Source organism: Pontibacter locisalis (assembly GCF_042684605.1).
GTDB classification, from domain to species: Bacteria; Bacteroidota; Bacteroidia; order Cytophagales; family Hymenobacteraceae; genus Pontibacter; species Pontibacter locisalis.
Window position 1 is genome coordinate 843,585 of sequence record NZ_JBHULU010000021.1, and the last position, 17,324, is coordinate 860,908.

Sequence of the window (17,324 nt, forward strand, 5' to 3'; positions counted from 1 at the left end):
AAGCGAAAGGCCGTGATTCCGATAAAAATCCATACACAACCCGATGATTCAACTTGCGGACCCACCAGCCTGCATGCTGTTTATCGTTATTTTAAAGATTCTATCCCACTTGGAGACGTAATACGAGAGGTGCCTTCTCTTGATGAGGGAGGTACCTTGGAAGTCCTTCTTGCCTGCCATGCACTTAAGAGGGGTTACAGAGCCAGGATCTATACCTATAACCTGCACATATTCGACCCGACCTGGTTTAAGCTCAGCAATGAAGAAATAATTGTGAAGCTGGAACAGCAGATGCTCGTGAAAAAAGGTAGCAAGTTGCACAGAGCAACCCTGGCCTACATAGATTTTCTTAAACTTGGGGGAGAACTCAGGTGCAAAGACCTTACGATAGGACTGTTAAGCGAATATTTTGAGGAAGGAATTCCATTGCTCACCGGCCTCAGTGCAACCTATTTGTATCAGAGTGCCCGGGAATTTGGTGATGAGGGAGGTAATTCCATCTATGATGACGTTCGTGGTTTTCCGATGGGTCATTTTGTGGTGCTGTGTGGTTTTGGTGAAGACCAGAAATCAATAGTAGTGGCAGATCCTTACCAGGAGAATCCCTATTTCAAGGATAATTACTACGAGGTGAAGGCCTCTCATCTTATAAACTCTATCATGCTGGGGATGGCCACTTTTGATGCCAACCTACTGGCGATAGAGCCTAAAATAAAAGAACCCATTCAGGAGTAAACATGCGAAAAATAGTTGTTGTTGATCATCTCAAGGATTGGGACGTGACGATAGAAGACGTAGAAGTGATTGAAGCGCAAAGTTACCTTACTGACCCTACGTATACTGACATCCGTAATGCCCGAATTTTCAACCTTTGCCGATCTTATAAATACCAGAGTGCTGGCTATTACGTATCACTGCTCGCAGAAGCTAGAGGGCATAAATCTATACCAAGCGTTACGACGATGCAGGACTTGAAAAGCCCGACTATTGTGCGTGCGATCACTGTAGAGATTGACGATTTGATTCAGAAAAGTCTGTCTAGCCTACGCTCAAAGAGCTTTACCCTCAGTATTTATTTTGGGCAGAACGTAGCTGCAAAATATGAAAAGCTGTGTAAGCAGTTGCATGATCTTTTCCAGTCACCGCTACTTCGGGCTCAATTTGTTTTAAAAGATGAGTGGGTTCTACAAAGTATCTCTCCAATACCTGTTAATGAGATACCTGAGCACCACTGGCGCTATGTGAAAAGCTTTGCAAAATCCTACTTTGCCAGGCATCGGTTTTCCGGAGCTCGTATTACCCGTAAAATCTACGACCTGGCAATACTGATAGATCCGGATGAAAAGGAACCACCTTCTAATAAAAAGGCTCTCCAACACTTCATGGATGAAGCAGACTCACAAGGTTTTTATGTAGAATTGATAACAAAGGATGATTACAGGCGCCTGCCGGAATTTGACGCCCTTTTTATCAGGGAAACGACCTCTGTTAACCACCACACTTACAAATTTGCACGTAAGGCTTTTGCCGATGGTCTTGCCGTGATAGATGATCCTGTTTCTATTCTTCGGTGTACGAATAAGGTGTATTTGGCTGAGTTGCTTACGAAAGCCAAAGTACCCACTCCAAAAACCATGATCATTCATAAAGACAACAAGGACGAAGTGGAGGCGGAGCTTGGATTGCCTTGTGTGCTGAAAAAGCCAGACAGTTCCTTTTCTCAGGGTGTGGTAAAAGCAAAAGACAGCAAAAGCCTGCAGAAGGAGTTAAATGAGATGTTGGCAGATTCAGAATTGATAATAGGGCAAGAGTTTCTGCCAACAGATTATGACTGGCGAATAGGAATACTGGACAAGCAGCCGCTTTACGCCTGTAAATATTTTATGGCAAAAGGACATTGGCAAATCTACAATTGGGAGGGGAAGAAACAAGACACAGCAGGCGACGTAGAGACTATTCCTTTTGAAGAAGTTCCTTTTACTGTACTGCATACTGCACTTAAGGCTGCAAACCTGATCGGGAATGGCCTGTATGGTGTGGATGTAAAGGAAGTGGATGGAAAAGCTTATATAATTGAAGTTAACGATAACCCCAGCATAGAAGCTGGTTGTGAAGACAAAATTCTTAAAAAGAACCTCTATGCATCCATTATTAAGTCCATTAAGCGCCGCATCGACAATCACAAGAACATCAGAACAAATGAGTAGCAGGAAGAATACACCCTTACACTTATTCGAAGGCTTTGGAGTTGAGCTGGAGTATATGATTGTACAAAAGGATTCGCTGGAAGTTAGCCCTATAACTGACAAGTTGATTTACGATGAAGTAGGAGCCTATGTATCAGATGTAGAATTTGGAGATATTGCCTGGAGCAACGAACTTGTTTTGCATGTGGTAGAACTTAAAACAAATGGGCCGGTGCAGAAGCTTGCAGATCTGCAGTGGAAAATGCTGGAGCATGTGCGTAAAATAAATCAGATGCTGGAAAAGCATAATGCAATGCTTATGCCTACAGGGGCTCACCCCTTGATGAACCCTGATACCGATACCAAGCTTTGGCCACATGAGTACAATGCTATTTATGAAGCCTATAATCAGATTTTTGACTGCCGTGGTCATGGATGGGCAAATCTACAGAGCACACACCTGAACCTTCCATTTGCCAATGATGAGGAGTTTGAGAAGCTTCATGCAGCTATTCGTTTGCTTCTACCTATCATTCCGGCAATCAGTGCTTCCTCTCCAATACTGGATGGAAAGATAAGCGGCTTTGATGATACCAGAGTAGAAGTATACCGCCATAACCAGGAAAGAATACCATCAATAGCAGGAAAGATAATACCGGAGAGAGCCTTTTCGAAGGAGGAGTATGAGGAGAAAATTCTGAAGCCTATGTATGCAGACATTGCCCCTTATGACAAGGAAGGGGTACTGCAGGATGAATTCTTAAACTCAAGAGGTGCTATCGCCCGGTTCCAGCGCTATGCGATTGAAATACGGCTTATTGATATACAGGAAAGCCCTGTGGCTGACATGGCTGTTCTGCAGGCCATCGTAGCAGTTCTTCAGGCACTGGTTTCGGAGCGATGGGTAAAGCTCGGTGAACTTAAGAAGTGGGATGAAGAGAAGCTTTCTTGCATACTTTCTGATGTGATCAAGAACGGGCAGCAAACTGTGATAAAAGATTTCACCTTTTTGTCCGTTTTCGGCTATAACTGCTCCGAAAACTGTACTGTAGGTGAACTTTGGAAGTATCTTGTAAAAGAGACAATGGTACTTGATGACCAGCCTGAAATAGCTTATGCACTACATGTGATCTTATCCAGGGGTAATTTGTCCCGGCGTATACTGGAAGCTGTAGGAGAGAACCCTTCTATTGAACAAATTAAAAAAGTTTATTCTCAATTAACAGTATGCCTTCACAACGGGGGAGTTTTTCTATCTGATAAACTATGCTAAAACTACTACTAACGTGCGAACATGGTGGTAATAACATACCCAAAGCCTATCAAACTTATTTTCAGGGGCACAGGGATGTTCTCAATTCACATGAAGGGTACGATATTGGAGCCCTGGACTTATTTAATGAACTGGAGGATGTGGGAGATGTCTGTTTTTATTCAGAAACATCGCGACTGCTGGTAGAGTTAAACCGATCATTACATCATAAAAAGCTATTTTCTGATTTTACAAAGAATTTAGCTGATAAAGAAAAGAATGAAATACTAAAGCATTATTATTATCCTTACCGCAACAAAGTGGAGCAGATGGTTCACGATCTTGTAATGGCGGGAAGAAGGGTACTTCATATTTCGGTTCATTCTTTTACACCAATTCTAAATGGCGAAGAAAGAAAGGCAGACATTGGGTTACTTTATGATCCAAAGCGAAAAGGGGAGCAGGCCATCAGTCGGGAATGGCGAGAAGAAATGCTCAGGCTAGACTCCAACCTGCTTATCAGGAACAACTATCCTTACCTGGGCATAGCTGATGGACTCCCTACTTATCTTAGAAAAATATTTAATGAAAAGGAATATATTGGTGTAGAGCTGGAGGTTAACCAGAAATTTCCGGAAGGTGATCAAGAGCAATGGGAAGCACTGAAAAGCACCATTCGACAGGCGCTATCACAAGTGTTGCAGAAATACAGAACTGATGAGGAACCACAAGAGTTTTGCCAAAAGATTAATCTTAAATATCATAATATAACAAAAAGCTCCAATAATAAGTATTGATGGTATGAGCAATAAAGCTACATACCGTACCTTTCTTGTTCAATATCTTTTAACCCCTTTAATACCATACCTATGAAATTGAAAAGTTTACTTAACCTTGTTGCAGTTCTGATAGCCGGGCAACTCTTCTTTGCCTGTAGCTCTGCAAAGTATTACGAGTTTGCCGCTCATAAGCCCGAAGCTTTTAATAAGGCTAAAGAAAAGCCTGCGCCTGCTTCTGAAAATGAAACTGCAGCACCTTCACTGTCACAAATTGCTATGGAAGCAGCAATAGAGAAAGAGGCTGGTACTCAGGTAGAACCAGTATTAGAGGCCAGTGCAGCCAAAGCTGCCCCCGTTGTTTTACCTAAACAGGCAGTTAAAGAAGAAATAGCTGTTGCAGATGCAGAAACTATTACTGAGGCAGAAGCTTTAGCGATGGCAAAAGAGCGTGTTGCAAACATGACAAAAACGGAAAAGAGGGAATTAAAGAAAGAGCTAAAGGAGGCCATAAAGCAAGACAGACGGGGCGGAGGAACTTCCATAATAGAAATAGTTCTTGCCGTTTTGTTACCTCCCTTGGCTGTATTCCTGCATGATGGGATTGGCACCTCTTTCTGGATCAACATTATTTTAACGTTGTTATTCATTATACCAGGTATTATCCATGCCCTTCTAGTAGTAACGGACTCCATTTAAGCATTCGCATAACTTCTATAGTAATGAAGCACCGTCCTAAGCGGTGCTTCATTGTTTTACAAACTTGCTTAACCAGAGGCAGAATAATTCGTTTTATAAAATGCTTTTAACCAATATGCCCCATGGAATACAAGGACTATTATAAGATTCTTGGTGTAGAGAAATCGGCCTCCCAGGCCGACATAAAAAAAGCATACCGTGCTCTAGCCAAAAAATTTCACCCAGACAAAACTAAAGGCGATAAAGCTGCAGAAGAGAAGTTTAAAGACATTAGTGAAGCTTATGAAGTTTTAGGTGACAAAGAAAAACGACAACAGTATGATCAGTTAGGTGCGAACTGGCGTCAGTTTCAACAGGGTGGTGCCGCCGGAGGACAATACTACCGTCAGCCAGGTGGTGGCTTTCAGGGTGGATTTTCACAAAGGGATATGAATGATATGTTTGGAGGAGGCGGAGGAGGGTTCTCTGATTTCTTCGAGCAGTTTTTTGGAGGTGGAGGTGCTGGTTTCAAACAGGGAGCTGCCGGAGGTGCACGTGCCCGAAAGGGGCAGGATTATCAGGCAGAGGCGGAGATTACCCTTCAGGAGGCATACAGTGGCACATCAAGACTTTTGAACGTTAACAACCAACAGTTACGCATTACCATCAAACCCGGTGTTGCCTCAGGTCAAACACTACGCATAAAAGGCAAAGGAGGGCCTGCTGTTGGTGGTGGAGAAAATGGAGACTTATATATACAGGTAAATGTTAAACCTGATCCAGATTTCGAGAGAAAAGATGATGACCTCTACACTAGTCTCTCCCTGGATATGTTCACTGCCATTCTTGGAGGTGATGCACATGTGAAGACCATGAGTGGTGAGTTAAAATTAAAGATTCCTGCCGGCACACAAAGTGGTAAAACGCTTCGGCTGCGTGGAAAGGGGATGCCAGTTTACAACAGGCCTGATCAACACGGCGATCTTTACGTAAAGATAGATATAAAGCTGCCAACTAATCTGACTAAAGAAGAACAAAGTCTGCTCGAAAGACTTCGTGAGCTACGGCATGAAAAAGCAGCTTAATATGAACTAGAGCAACTTAAATTCAAAGAACCAGATTCAGCTATGTTAATGACCTTAGAGCATACTACTATCAATACTCCAATAGAGGATTTCTTAGATAGCGTTGCAGATCAGAACCTGACGCTTTATGCCTCTGATTTACTACAACTAACAGGGTGTGAAAACATGGACGAGCTAAGTCTGGCCCTAAAGAGAGCTACAGAGGTATGTAATTGCATGCACCTGCCTTTGAGAGAGAACTTTAAGGTTGTTTACCGTTCTCAGGAAGGTGAGGTAGTACAGGACTGGCGCTTATCACCTATGGCTTATTTGCTCATGGTAATCAATTCCAATTCGCAAAATGATCTGGTAGCCCATATGCAGGTGGAGATGGTAAAGCGTGTGCTTAACTACTAACAGGTTAATTAGCAGTTAAGTTTTCCTTCCTGTTTTCCAGAATTTTGTCCCAACTGAAAAGCTTGCACAAACGGAGCATATTTTCCGTTAACTCTGCTTTAATCTGAATAAGCTCAGCTGTAAATGGATGAGTAAACTGAACTTCAGCTGCATGTAGTAAAAGTGCTTTGCTGTCTAACTCCTCCAGGAACATCTTGTTATGACGCCAATCTCCATGTCGTTTATCGCCCACAATGTAATGCCGGATATGAGCAAAATGTTTCCGGATCTGGTGCATTCGTCCTGTTTCCGGGATTACTTTCACCAGGCTGTATCGCGATGATGTATACCGGCCTACAGGTATAGGTAACTCTACAGTAGCAAGACGTTCATAATGGGTTACCGCATCTTGTGCTTGCTTATGCTTATGATCTTTATCTGGCCGTATAGGGTTATCAATAGTTTGACTTTCTTGTGTATAGCCCCGAACTATGGCATAATAGGTCTTTTTTACCTGCCGTTCTTCAAAAGCCTGAACTAAAGGGGTGGCAGCCTCGGCGGTTTTAGAAAACAGAAGTACTCCGGAGGTTCCCCTGTCCAGGCGGTGAATGGGGTAAAGACGGTATCCAAGCTGGTCGCGTAGCATCTGTAGGGCAAATTCCTTTTTCTCTTCCGCAATTCTTGTACGGTGTACCAAAAGGCCATTGGGTTTGTTGATGGCTACAAAATGCTCATCTTCATAAATTATATGCAGCACGGCAGTATTAATTGATGCAATACAAAGGTAAGGTTAATTGTTCCTTTTTCTGATCAAAACGAAACAAACCCGAGGGTTCACGTATATTTGCACCGGTAAATTATTATTCAGGATGGCAATTTCATTTGATAACCTGCGCAAGGGAAAAAGATACAGGCTTACGAACCATGGGGAGAAATTCGAATTTCAGGTTATAGACATGCCGGAAGAAGGAGAATATACAGTTAAGGATTTGCATACACTCGATAAGTACCCCTTAGACGATCTTGTGAAGTATGGTAGAGGCAAAGACTTCGATTTAGAGGAGCTATAAAAGTATTTACTGTTTACCTCCACAGAGAACTCTGAAAAATACTGCTATTTTCTTAAGCAATATTACTAGCACTGGCTATGCTTTCACTTAAAAGCCAATCCATACCAGTTTCTACCTCTGTAAATATTCTTAAGTCAAGTTCATTTCTAACCATAGAATTTAAGGAATCATGTACCTTATAAGTTACTAACTGTTGAAAGGCATCTTGTGTAATTATACGGGCATAACGCTTCACCTCTAGTTGAGGTAAGTATATCGCACAAATTTCTGTAATCCATCGCTGCAAAGAAATATTGATATTAATGCCTTTGCTATTATCAGAGATGAGGCTCTTAACTTTATACTTTTTTGCTATTTCCAAAAAAGCCGAAAAAGCCTCCTTAAACTTATGATCGTCTGGCTGCTGTAACCAAGTAAGCCTGAGAATTTGTCCATCACAAAGGAGCTCTATCCGCGAAATTTTGTTGTCAGTTGAAATTATCATGAAGTCACTACAGTTATACTACACTTGTTGCTTTATAGAACAATATTACGACAGTTTAATTCAAGTTTTTAAATATTTTATTATTGATGTTGTTAAAATACAATTAGGTGATAAAACATAAGCTTCACCGAAGCTGTATATTCTACAAAGATATATGATCAATGTTTTATGTTTACTCCGGAAAAAGACACCGCTTATGAATGTATTTACAGAAGTGAGTTCTTAAACATATTCACCAATTCCAGAGACAATCTTATTCTTACGGATTGGTCTGGAGTTATCGATGCCTCTAAAGCAAGGAGCGGGTGTATGGCACTTCTGGAAAGCCTAAAAAAGCACCCTTACCAAAAAGTGCTCAACAACAACTCCAAAGTAACTGGCCATTATCCAGGAGCCATTGATTGGGTTGGAAAAGTATGGTTTCCGAGTATGTATGAACTAAGTGTGCGGTGGTTTGCCTGGGTATACTCGCCGGAATTCTATACGCAGATCAGTACAGATGTGATCATAAATCTAAGTTCAAGGGGTAACTATTGAATCGTTTTATAACGTAACAGACGCACTGGTATGGCTTAACAAGCAGGAGTCTTTATGAAGCTTATATGTCTATTTTCTTCTTATTATAGATTGATACTGAGGCAAAAGTAGAAGGGTGAAATATTAAAGTGAGGCCGTGGCTAAGCAGTGAAACTGACTTCATTGCTTTACGTATAATCCGCAATATACCTGATAACATGCAAGAGACTCAACAACATTATTTCGTCTACATTTTCGGGGACCAGCCTGGCTCCGAGGTACAGATAGGTATTGCAGATAACCTTCAGGAGCAGATAACAAATCGAAAGGTTGATTCTCCGCAGAACAATAATAGTTACCCTGGTAAAAGGTTAGTTTATTACGAGCACTACGATGTAGAGTCTATTGCTTTAAATAGGGAGCGGCAAATCAGGAGTGGTGACAAGGATTCAACTTTTAGCTTGATCGCATCAATGAACCCTAATTGGCTTGACCTGAGCGATACTTTGTAATACAGCTTTTATCGATAGTTATTCCTGCCTTTTAAAGCAGTCATGTATGCCCTGCAAGCACTCTTCCCGAACTAGGTTAGTGTTTCAACAACTGTTTACTTAACTTTGATGTTTTTCGGGCACATTTGTTCCCGTCCGAACTAAGTAAAGTGACAAATACCAGAAACGATCTTAAAGAAAATATCAAACTACAGGTTTTTGTAGTGCTGGTAGGAGTGTTGCTATTGATAGCCAAATTTGTTGCTTTCTTTATAACGAACTCCAATGCTATACTTACAGATGCCCTTGAATCAATCATCAATGTTGTAGCAGGGGCCTTTTCCCTTTATAGTTTAATAGTATCTTCCCGGCCACGTGATATTAACCACCCTTACGGCCATGGGAAAATAGAATTTGTGGCTGCCACCCTGGAGGGTTCTCTTATCTTGGTCGCGGGCGGAGCAATAATACTGAAATCGGTTTATAATCTTTTTGAGCCTGTAGCGCTACATCAGCTTGATCTTGGTATTATACTCACAGCGGTGGCTGGTTTAGTAAATTATGGTATAGGTATATTAACTGAAAGAAGAGGAGAAAACAGCAATTCACTTGTATTAGTAGCAGGAGGGAAGCATTTGAAGACAGATGCCTACTCAACTGCTGGTATTCTTGTAGGATTATTACTGGTTTTTATCACTGGGTACGTCTGGCTGGACAGTGTTGCTGCAATACTATTTGGATCGTTCATTTGTGTTACCGGATACAGAATCTTGCGGTCTTCTATTGCTGGTATTATGGATGAGGCAGATTATGAGCTTTTAAAGAGAATTGTAACTGTTTTAAACGAAAACCGAAGGGAAAACTGGATTGACATACATAATCTTCGGGTAATAAAATATGGATCAACATTACATATAGACTGCCACCTGACTGTGCCATGGTATTTAAACGTTTTGGAAGCCCACGATGAGGTAGAAGCAGTGGGTAAGCTGGTTCGGGAGAAAATTGATTCAAGTATAGAGCTTTTCATACATACAGACCCCTGCATTGCGCCATCCTGTTCTATTTGTAATAATATTGACTGCGATTCAAGAAGTGCCTCCTTTAAAGAACGGGTTGAGTGGGATTTTGATAAAGTAATAGCCGATAGAAAGCATAGCTTGTATTAATTATAAAGGCTCAGATGTTGAAATCATTACTCGCATAAGTTTATTGTGTGATCTAACTGCCTTTAGTTTTAAACCTGTTATAAGTATGTGCACGTAAAACGTATAAAAAGATACATTTTATGATACAGTACATATTCTACCTAATTTTACCCTTTCTTTTTATTTTTACTTCCTGTACGGATGGAGGCACCGAAATCTCTAAATTCGGTTACCAGGAAGGCCAATCATTAGATACAACTGACACCAAAGGTTTAGAGACTGCTACCTTTGCAGGAGGGTGCTTTTGGTGTACAGAGGCTTATTTCGAACGTTTGGCGGGAGTGAAATCTGTTGTTTCCGGTTATTCAGGGGGTACTTCTCCTAATCCTACTTATGCAGAAGTAAGTGCCGGGAATACGGATTATGCCGAAGCTGTGCAAGTACATTATGACCCTAAGGAAGTTAGTTTCGAAGAGTTGGTGGAAGTGTTCTTTGCCACTCATGATCCTACAACTCTTAATAGGCAGGGGCCTGATGTTGGTAGTCAGTACAGGTCCGTAGCATTTTACCGAAATCCAGAAGAGAAAAAGATTATTGAAGATTATATTGCTGAGCTTGAAAGGTCAGGCACCTACAAAAGTGATATAGTTACTTATGTAGAACCTTTTAAGAAATTCTGGGAGGCAGAAGAGTACCATCAGGATTACTACCGGCGTAACCCTGATGATCCTTATGTAGTCTCAGTGGCTAAACCTAAAGTGGAAAAATTTGAAGCAAATTATCATACCAAGCTGAAGCCCCAGTTTATAAATTAATACTTAAGAAACCAATTAACTTAAGCTGCACGTAGTACCATAGCATATATATCCTTAAACAAATTTATAGAACTATGGACTTTATTATCAATCTTTTAGTCAGTGCAGTAGTTATCCTGATACTCGCTTATGCCATGTCAAGTGTACATGTAAAAAGCTTCTGGACTGCTTTATGGGTGGCTTTTTTAGTGGGGGTAATAAATGCTACTTTAGGTTGGTTAATCAGAGTTGTGTTTAACCTGGTAACTTTCTTTTTACTGGAGGCCATCATAAGTTTGATTGTAACAGCATTAGTTATAAAACTAGTAGATAAACTAGTTGGGAATTTCAAAATAGATGGTTTCTGGCCAGCCCTTGTTATTGCTATTGTTACAGCTCTATCGATTGCTGCAGTAGGGTGGATAAGAGGTGAAGATGATGAATATGCTTACATGCAACAGGATTTACCTAAAAATGAAATCGTGCTAACTTCAGTCTAGTTAAGAAGTATAAATTGAATGGTACGGCCTGAGCACATTTTAAGTTCAGGCCGTACCATTTTATGAATTTATAATGAGTCTCTCAACTGACACGACTGCACTATTTCCAGTTTGCAAAAAGGTCTTAATCCAAATGCATCCTAAAGGTAAACAAGATTTGAGTATTTACCCGGAGAGTCTGTCGTTCTACCGTTGCCATGAATTGTAAGAATTAATTTCCTTTATAAAATTAGCCTGCATTGTCAAAGAAGCTTCTTTGGTGTACACTGTTCAAAACTTATTATTTTAGATTACATTTAAGGAGTTGTTCAACATCTTTCATACATAACCTTAAATGATGAAAAAGAGGGTTTTACTTTCCTTTCTCTTCCTTATAGCATATAAGCTTCTTCTAGCTCAACATGTTCAATACCAAAAGGGATCTCTTGAGGATGTTTTATCTGTGGCTCAAGAGGTAGGAAAATCAGTATTCATACATGTTTCCCCACCTGATCCGTCATCTAATTTACCTGCTCATGTGGTAAAGGCTCAGAGTAATTCTGGACTGACAGATCCACAGGTTACAAAGGTGCTCAACAAGGAATTTGTTAATTTTGAGGCAACTTTTGGTTCGGCAGATTCAAAGCTGCTTGCCAGGAAGTATTCTATTACTGAATTTCCCACTTACCTTTTTCTAAACCCTGACGGAGCCTTGGTACATCGCGTAGCCAGAAACTCTACAAATCCTCAATATTATTTACACCATATTAACCTGTTTAAAAGCAAGAGAACCGGAGAAAACAATTTAAGTTATTATCAACAGGAGTATGAAAGGGGTAGGAGAGACAGGGCTTTTTTAAAGAAGTATATGCTACTTCAGAAAGATTTAGGTATAAATGTTTCTCAGGATTTATTAGAGGAATACGTAAATCAGCTACCGGTGAGTATGGCTGATTCTTTTCCAGAAGTAGTTTTTATACATGAATTTGGACCCGTAGTAGATAGTAAGGCAATTAAATTTGCACGTTTAAATGGTGAGATGGTCAATAAACTTTACAAGACACTACCTTTGGCACAGCGGGTAGCTATTAACAATAAAATTATAGGGAATACCTCCAGGCAAGCTATTGAACATAATGATAGAGCCTTAGCTCTAAAAGGAGCTAGTTTTGCCAGGGGAACATGGGGTAATGATTATCGGAAGGCACAGAGGACCTATGACAATAATATGTTGAGGTTTTATGGAGCCACAAATGATACAGCCAATCATCTTTTAAGTCTTATAACTTATTATGACAGGTATTATATGCCTGTTTCAGTTGACTCTGTAGAAAAAATGATGGTTGGCGAAGAAGCTCTGAGGGAGACAAATCGGGAAAAGCACGAGGAGGATATTAAGGCAATCCCAAAAGGTACAACAAGAGAAACCCAAACGGTAGTAAGAATATCTAAGAGTAGCCCAAGCCAATCCTTTTACAGTAATTTAAACAACGCTGCCTACCAGGTTTATTTATCAGGTACAACTAATGAGGCTTATCTTAACAGAGCAATGGCCTGGAGCAAAAGAACGATTTCAGAGAGTCCAAAGCCGGCCTACTATGATACATTTGCTCATTTGCTTTACAGGCTGAAGTTCTTTAGTGAGGCCGAAGCTATGCAAGAAAAAGCAGTAGAGTTAGCTAGAAAAGAAAAAGTTCCTACAACGTACCTGGAGCAGGAGTTACTAAAAATCAGGCAGCGGAAACTTTAAGTTGATCTGTATTAGTAAACGTTAAAATTTCACTATTTAACATAAAGTATATTATTAGTGACACTTTTAGTAATAGATCCTGATCGTATATTATAAGTCTTATAATATATATTATGTTAAGTATAAAGTTTACTTCATTGCTTTTCTACGGCTGAATATTGTAAGAATTTTTATTAATCACATAGTTGCCGTTCTCCAGCCTCTTTCTATTCCCTGTCTGATTTTTGGTGGTCGTTCCACTAAGTTGTACCGCACCCCTTAGTTTTGTCTCTCATTCTCTTGTAGCACACTTTTATAAGCTGCTCAAGCCTTGTCTTCTGTATTCTACCTCTTATTATGGGTCGTAATACTTAGTTAACATAATAATGAAAGATCAAATAAAAAAAGGGAAGCTATTTAGCTTCCCTTCTTTTATTTGATCTTAATGATCTTATTTATTAAGCATTTTGCTATACTTAGCAGCTTCTGCCTTACGATCTAATCGAGTATAAACTCTTACCAGGTTTTGGATAGTTGCCTGATCATCTGGCTGTACTTCCAATGCTTTCTGGAAATATGGCAATGATGCCTCATAATGCTTCTTAGCCTGTGCCTCAAGGGTTTTTCCTTTTTTCTGATATGTGGCATAGTCCATTTTAGCAGCTCTATTGTTTATATCGCTACCTTTATTATACTCTAGTACAGCAAGGTTGAAGTAAGCGTCAAAGCTTTTAGGGTCTGCTTCAATAGCTTTCTTATAGCTTTCTGTAGCAGCATCAAGATTTCCTTTCTTCTCCTGAAGATTACCTAGTACAGCATAAAGACTTGCATTGTTAGGATCTGCTTTAATTGCATTTTCCAATTTAGCCATTGCTTCGTCACCACGATCATTTTTCAGGAAATACTTAAGCTCTTCCTGCATCAAGAACACACTGTTTGGATGCTCTTTCAACGCAGCAGAAAGTGTATTCATCACTTCTTCATCGCTTGCTTCAGTAGCTTGCTGAAGTTGAACTTTAGCTTTGTAAACATCCTCTGTCTTATGACCCATATCAATTAATTGGTCATAAAAGGTGATTGCTTGAGGATAATCCTGTTTTGCTGTAGATGCATAAGCTGCATAAAGTACAGCTGTTGTATCTTTAGGATTTACTTTAGAAGCTAATTTGTACTTCTCAATGGCATTGTCCCAGTCCTGGTTATTGTGGAACTCTACTGCCTGGTTTAGAACCTGGCCATAAAGCATCTCTTTACGCTCTGGTACTAGTTTCGCGTACTCACCATTCTGGCCATCAAGCTCAACGGCTTTGTCATAAGACTCAAGTACTACAGTTGGTGTGTTGTCATCAGTAAATTTACTATAGATTGGGTTTCCAATCATGTCCTGATAAATTACACCACGATAGAACCACGTCTTAGCCTTATCTTTAGTCTTTTTGTGCTCAGTTGCCTTATTAATATCAGCTTGTGCTTTGTCTAATAAACCTTGCTTGTGGTTGAGGATAGCACTGTTCACAGCTGAGTTTTGCGCACTTGCAACTGTAGTTACTGTTGCAGCAGCAAAGGCAGTTAAAAGTATTTTTTTCATACTTGTTTGTGAAATTAGTTTGTGTTTGTCTATTAACGATTATTCAGTGAAATAAAATTCCCTTAAAATACAGATTATACTTCTTCTGTTGTCTCCGTATCAATCATTGTGTCTGGCTGCAATGAGTCATCTGGCGTAAGTTCTGATTGCTCCAGTACTACCTCTTCCTCGTCTTCCATCTCAATTTTTGCCACAGATGAAATCTGATCGGTTTCGTTCAGCTTTATCAATCGTACACCTTGTGTAGCTCTACCAATTACTCGGATATCATTAACACGAAGTCTGATTGTGATACCAGAACGGTTAATGATCATCAGGTCATCAGTATCCACAACACCTTTGATGGCAACCAGATTACCGGTTTTGTCAGTAACATTCATAGTTTTAACACCTTTACCACCACGATTCGTGATGCGATATTCATCTAAAACGGAACGCTTACCAAAGCCATTTTCAGAAACAACCAGTAGCTCTGTATTATCATTCTGTACACAAACCATACCAACTACTTTGTCGTCTGGTCCGCCCAGTGTTACACCGCGTACACCAGCCGCATTACGTCCCATTGGCCTAACTTGTTCTTCGTTAAAGCGAATAGCTCTTCCGGACTGTAAAGCAATAATAATTTCACTGTTACCAGTTGTCAACTGAACATCAAGTAATCTGTCACCCTCGTTGATGGTAATGGCATTTATACCATTTGTTCTTGGGCGGGAATAAGCTTCCAGTATCGTTTTCTTGATCGTACCTTTTTCTGTGATGAACACCAGGTTGTGGTTCAGCACAAAATCCTGATTTTTCAGGTCATGTACATTCAGTACAGCACGTACTTTATCTTCTTTTTCAATCTGTATGATGTTCTGTATGGCACGTCCCTTAGTGGTCTTCCCTCCTTCTGGTATCTCATAAACTTTTAACCAGAATACTTTACCATATTCAGTGAAGAACAGCATGTAATTATGTGTGCTTGCAATGAAAAGGTGCTCTGTGAAGTCGCTTTCTTTTGAAGCTGCCACACCTCGGGAACCTACTCCTCCACGGCTTTGGCTGCGGTATTCACTCAAGGAAGTACGCTTGATATATCCTTCGTGAGAAATGGTGATCACCATGTTCTCTTCCGGTATCATATCTTCATAAGAGATGTCTCCCGTGCTAGCTTCTATGCTGGTGCGGCGTACATCGCCATAACGATCCTTGATCTCAGTCAGCTCATCTTTGATGATCTGCATACGGAGATCCTCATCGTTGAGAATTGACGTGAGGTAATCGATCAGCTTCATTATCTCTTCATACTCTTGCTGAATCTTATCACGCTCAAGACCTGTGAGACGCTGCAGACGCATATCCAGAATGGCACGGGCTTGAATTTCAGTAAGCTGGAAACGCTCCATCAATCCGTTACGCGCTATCTCCGGATCACGGGAGGAGCGAATCAGGCTAATCACTTCATCAAGGTTATCAAGGGCGATAAGTAAGCCTTCCAGAATATGAGCACGTTTCTTCGCTTCATCCAGTTCATACTGCGTTCTGCGAATAACCACTTCATGACGATGCTCCACAAAGTGGTGAATCATGTCTTTCAGGTTCAGCGTCATTGGGCGGCCCTTAACAAGTGCCACATTGTTAACACCAAATGAAGATTGAAGAGCTGTGTATTTGTAAAGGTTGTTGAGAACTACATTAGGAATAGCATCCCGCTTCAGGTCGTACACAATACGCAAACCATCACGGTCTGACTCATCTCGTAAATCTGAAATACCTTCTATTTTTTTCTCATTTACAAGTGCCGCTGTTTTCTCAATAAGCGAGGCTTTGTTAACCATGTAAGGAATCTCCGTTACAATGATCTGTTCTTTGCCTGAAGGTGTTGTTTCGAAGATGGCCCGACCACGCATCAATACACGGCCACGACCAGTTTCAAATGCAGACTTCACACCATCATACCCATAGATGATACCACCGGTAGGGAAATCAGGGGCAGTGATGTACTGCATTAATTCAGCAATGGTAATGTCATTGTTATCTATATAAGCCACAATGCCATTCACAACCTCAGTAAGGTTATGAGGCGCCATGTTAGTTGCCATACCTACTGCAATACCCGAAGTACCGTTGATGAGCAGGTTAGGAAGTTTGGCAGGCATTACGCTTGGCTCCTTCAGCGATTCGTCAAAATTGGGTACAAAATCGACAGTATTTTTTTCCAGGTCAGCCAACAGTTCATCGGCAATCCGCTTTAAGCGGGCCTCTGTATAACGCATGGCTGCGGGGGAGTCACCATCAATGGAGCCGTAATTCCCCTGTCCGTCAACAAGTGGGTAACGTAAAGACCATTCCTGGGCCATACGTACCATAGTTTCATAAACAGAAGAGTCACCGTGCGGGTGGTACTTGCCCAGCACCTCTCCCACTATCCTGGCCGATTTCTTATAGGCTTTATTATAAGATACCCCCAGTTCGGACATCCCATAAAGCACGCGGCGGTGCACAGGCTTCAATCCATCCCGAACATCGGGTAAGGCTCTGGAAATGATAACAGACATTGAGTAGTCGATATACGCACCGCGCATTTCGTCTTCAATGTTGATCGGTATTATTCGTTCGCCTTCAATCATGTCTTAGGTCTAAAATAATTAATTTTGGTGTTATTAATAGATAGGCAAGTTATGCAAA

Annotated in this window: 18 protein-coding genes; 14 read left to right on the forward strand and 4 right to left on the reverse strand. The window is 40.7% G+C overall.

The features are described from left to right. The first annotated feature begins 12 nt into the window (after positions 1–12). The 7 genes from ACFSRY_RS17630 to ACFSRY_RS17660 all read left to right on the forward strand — a co-directional run bounded on the left by ACFSRY_RS17630 (position 13) and on the right by ACFSRY_RS17660 (position 6,373). Entirely contained in the window at positions 13–735 is a 723-nt protein-coding gene (locus tag ACFSRY_RS17630; protein ID WP_377510950.1) for a peptidase-C39 like family protein, read from the forward strand. 2 nt (positions 736–737) lie between these two features. Continuing rightward, positions 738–2,207 (forward strand): RimK family protein, encoded by a 1,470-nt coding sequence (locus ACFSRY_RS17635; protein ID WP_377510953.1) that lies wholly within the window; start codon positions 738–740, stop codon positions 2,205–2,207. Then, entirely contained in the window at positions 2,200–3,459 is a 1,260-nt protein-coding gene (locus ACFSRY_RS17640) for a carboxylate-amine ligase (protein ID WP_377510956.1), read from the forward strand. Before ACFSRY_RS17635 ends, ACFSRY_RS17640 begins: the two co-directional genes overlap by 8 nt. Then, positions 3,453–4,235 (forward strand): N-formylglutamate amidohydrolase, encoded by a 783-nt coding sequence (locus ACFSRY_RS17645; RefSeq protein WP_377510959.1) that lies wholly within the window; start codon positions 3,453–3,455, stop codon positions 4,233–4,235. Before ACFSRY_RS17640 ends, ACFSRY_RS17645 begins: the two co-directional genes overlap by 7 nt. Positions 4,236–4,307: 72 nt before the next feature. Continuing rightward, positions 4,308–4,913 (forward strand): YqaE/Pmp3 family membrane protein, encoded by a 606-nt coding sequence (locus tag ACFSRY_RS20545; protein WP_449301370.1) that lies wholly within the window; start codon positions 4,308–4,310, stop codon positions 4,911–4,913. Positions 4,914–5,035: 122 nt separating this feature from the next. Further along, complete coding sequence (locus tag ACFSRY_RS17655; RefSeq protein ID WP_377510962.1) at positions 5,036–5,977, forward strand: DnaJ C-terminal domain-containing protein; 942 nt, start codon at positions 5,036–5,038, stop codon at positions 5,975–5,977. A gap of 42 nt (positions 5,978–6,019) precedes the next feature. Beyond that, positions 6,020–6,373, forward strand: a complete 354-nt coding sequence (locus ACFSRY_RS17660) for a hypothetical protein (protein ID WP_377510965.1) — start codon at positions 6,020–6,022, stop codon at positions 6,371–6,373. Positions 6,374–6,377: 4 nt separating this feature from the next. Here ACFSRY_RS17660 and ACFSRY_RS17665 read toward each other — a convergent pair whose 3' ends face one another. Further along, a complete protein-coding gene (locus ACFSRY_RS17665) occupies positions 6,378–7,109 on the reverse strand; it encodes a pseudouridine synthase (protein WP_377510968.1) in 732 nt (243 codons plus the stop codon). Positions 7,110–7,221: 112 nt separating this feature from the next. On the opposite strand from ACFSRY_RS17665, the gene ACFSRY_RS17670 reads away from it, so the two are divergent. Then, positions 7,222–7,422 carry a hypothetical protein gene (locus ACFSRY_RS17670; protein WP_377510971.1) on the forward strand — a complete coding sequence of 67 codons (201 nt, stop codon included), beginning with the start codon at positions 7,222–7,224 and terminating at the stop codon, positions 7,420–7,422. Between the two features lie 52 nt (positions 7,423–7,474). On the opposite strand, the gene ACFSRY_RS17675 is transcribed toward ACFSRY_RS17670, so the two are convergent. Continuing rightward, a complete protein-coding gene (locus ACFSRY_RS17675) occupies positions 7,475–7,906 on the reverse strand; it encodes a hypothetical protein (protein ID WP_377510974.1) in 432 nt (143 codons plus the stop codon). Between the two features lie 168 nt (positions 7,907–8,074). Between ACFSRY_RS17675 and ACFSRY_RS17680 the strand changes: the two genes are divergently transcribed. The 6 genes from ACFSRY_RS17680 (at position 8,075) to ACFSRY_RS17705 (ending at position 13,084) form a co-directional block, all read left to right on the forward strand. After that, positions 8,075–8,443, forward strand: a complete 369-nt coding sequence (locus ACFSRY_RS17680) for a hypothetical protein (protein ID WP_377510977.1) — start codon at positions 8,075–8,077, stop codon at positions 8,441–8,443. A gap of 197 nt (positions 8,444–8,640) precedes the next feature. Then, positions 8,641–8,934, forward strand: coding sequence for an excinuclease ABC subunit C (locus tag ACFSRY_RS17685; RefSeq protein WP_377510980.1), 294 nt, complete (start codon positions 8,641–8,643; stop codon positions 8,932–8,934). A gap of 149 nt (positions 8,935–9,083) precedes the next feature. Next, positions 9,084–10,082, forward strand: a complete 999-nt coding sequence (locus ACFSRY_RS17690; protein WP_377510983.1) for a cation diffusion facilitator family transporter — start codon at positions 9,084–9,086, stop codon at positions 10,080–10,082. Between the two features lie 119 nt (positions 10,083–10,201). Beyond that, complete coding sequence (gene msrA / locus ACFSRY_RS17695) at positions 10,202–10,876, forward strand: peptide-methionine (S)-S-oxide reductase MsrA (RefSeq protein ID WP_377510986.1); 675 nt, start codon at positions 10,202–10,204, stop codon at positions 10,874–10,876. A gap of 74 nt (positions 10,877–10,950) precedes the next feature. Continuing rightward, positions 10,951–11,355 (forward strand): phage holin family protein, encoded by a 405-nt coding sequence (locus ACFSRY_RS17700; protein WP_377510989.1) that lies wholly within the window; start codon positions 10,951–10,953, stop codon positions 11,353–11,355. Positions 11,356–11,797: 442 nt separating this feature from the next. Next, positions 11,798–13,084: a hypothetical protein gene (locus ACFSRY_RS17705; RefSeq protein WP_377510992.1), complete on the forward strand. Its 1,287-nt coding sequence runs from the start codon at positions 11,798–11,800 to the stop codon at positions 13,082–13,084. Positions 13,085–13,514: 430 nt separating this feature from the next. Here the strand turns inward: ACFSRY_RS17705 and ACFSRY_RS17710 are convergent, their stop codons facing one another. Together ACFSRY_RS17710 and gyrA are read right to left on the reverse strand one after the other, a co-directional pair. Continuing rightward, positions 13,515–14,651, reverse strand: a complete 1,137-nt coding sequence (locus tag ACFSRY_RS17710; protein ID WP_377510995.1) for a tetratricopeptide repeat protein — start codon at positions 14,649–14,651, stop codon at positions 13,515–13,517. A 74-nt stretch (positions 14,652–14,725) separates the two neighbouring features. Further along, entirely contained in the window at positions 14,726–17,266 is a 2,541-nt protein-coding gene (gene gyrA / locus ACFSRY_RS17715; RefSeq protein ID WP_377510998.1) for a DNA gyrase subunit A, read from the reverse strand. Between the last annotated feature and the right edge of the window lie 58 nt (positions 17,267–17,324).